The sequence below is a fragment of the Geobacillus sp. BK01 genome (assembly GCF_052220245.1).
Lineage (GTDB): Bacteria > Bacillota > Bacilli > Bacillales > Anoxybacillaceae > Geobacillus.
On record NZ_JBQPTH010000050.1, the window covers coordinates 1 to 1562 of the forward strand.

The following is a 1562-nucleotide window of genomic DNA, read 5'->3' on the forward strand; positions in this document are numbered from 1 at the left end:
CTCACATTTCGCACCCTAGCAGGGTAGAAAGAAAGGATTTTTTATTTCGTTTTTCAGAATAACGTTTCGACCAACACGACTAGCGATGGCAATCCTTTTTTTACCATCGCTAGTCGTTCCATATGACGTTACACGTAAATGCTCTCATCCATGCCCAATCCCTGCAGAATCCTTCGCTGATCAGGGGTGAGCGGTTTCCCTAGCCTGCGTTGGATTTGCCCATCCGGCAACTCCAACAGGACGACTCTGACATACCAAAACAATTGAAAAATCGCTTGTCCGGTCGGACGGGTCAGCTTGCGGCCTCCTGCGCCCTTTAATGGGCGTTCGGGTGTGATGAACTGACGCACCCGGCGCTGGAAGACGCGGTAAATGGCCAAGGCCAGCAAAAACAAATAGCCCAATACCGCCACTCGTTCGGGTTTTTTGACGTAAATTTCGTCCGTAAAGAACGGATCTTTTAGGAAGGAGAAGTTCATTTCCACCGAGATCTGCCCTTTATACAGCTTCAAGATCTCTTGGGCATCCATGGGTTGGCCCTTCCATTCCTTCGGAACGGTCGTGACGAGAACAAACCGGGACGCTTTCCGTTTCGCCTGTTCCCACGCCTCGCGATCGAATTCCATGTCCAAGCGCAGGAGATACAGCGTCTCCATCTCGGGTTCCGCCCCTTTTTTCGGCCGTCCGCGCCGTTTTTTCGGGCGCACGATCTCTTTAACCGTGGCCTTGACCCGATGAAATCGAGGACGAAGGGACGCCTTGAGGGAGGCCAAGGCTTGTTCGGCGTCTTCCCGGCAAGAGAAAGGATGACGCTCCCAACGGACTTGTTCCTCGCGAAGAAGCTCCGCTTCTTGTGCTCGTTCTGTTTCGAGCGTCTTTCCTTTCCGTTGGTCGAGGGCGCTTGATTCGACGACGATCAGCCGTACGGGTTGGCCTTCATATGTTGAGGCCGTTTCCCATACCCGGTACGTGGCGCCGTTTTTCTCGGCCAGCGCAAAGGGGGCGCTCCACGCCGAATCGGGTTGGGCATCCGCCTCCGAAAGCGCGGTTTTGACGATCCGGAGCGACGACGGGCCTCTCGTGATCAAAAAGGCGTTGGCGGCTTTCGTTTGCGCCAGCGTGTCCTTCGTCATCGCAGCGGAATCCGCCACGTAAATCCATTCGTCTTCGATCTTCGCTTGCCTCAGCTGCTCATGGACACGGGAGAGCACCTCGGGATTCCACGTTTTGTCCGGCGCGTTGCCGTCGTGCACATCGCCGTAAAACGGGATGCCGTCCTCGTTGCCGATCAGGCCGAATCCGATCTGTTTTTGCCAACGATGATGCCGGTTGTAGCCATGCGTGATCTGCAGGGTCTCTGTCGAGGACGATTCATACGCACCGTAAACGGTCTTGTCCGTCGTATCCGCGTGAAAGACACGGAGAGGGAGGCCTTCTTTCTTGTAGATCTGCACGAGGCAAGACGACAGGACTTGATGGATATTGGCCTCATACAGCCGGTCCAAATGGCGAGCAATGGCATCGTCGTTGAACCAAGACGGATCCAACCCCGGCCGGATCAG

Annotated in this window: 1 protein-coding gene; it reads right to left on the minus strand. The window is 55.2% G+C overall.

The window, feature by feature from the left end:
• Positions 1-128 precede the first annotated feature (128 nt).
• On the minus strand, positions 129-1562 hold a 1434-nt coding region (locus tag ACTVDO_RS17300), incomplete at its 5' end, for an IS1634 family transposase (RefSeq protein WP_442901952.1).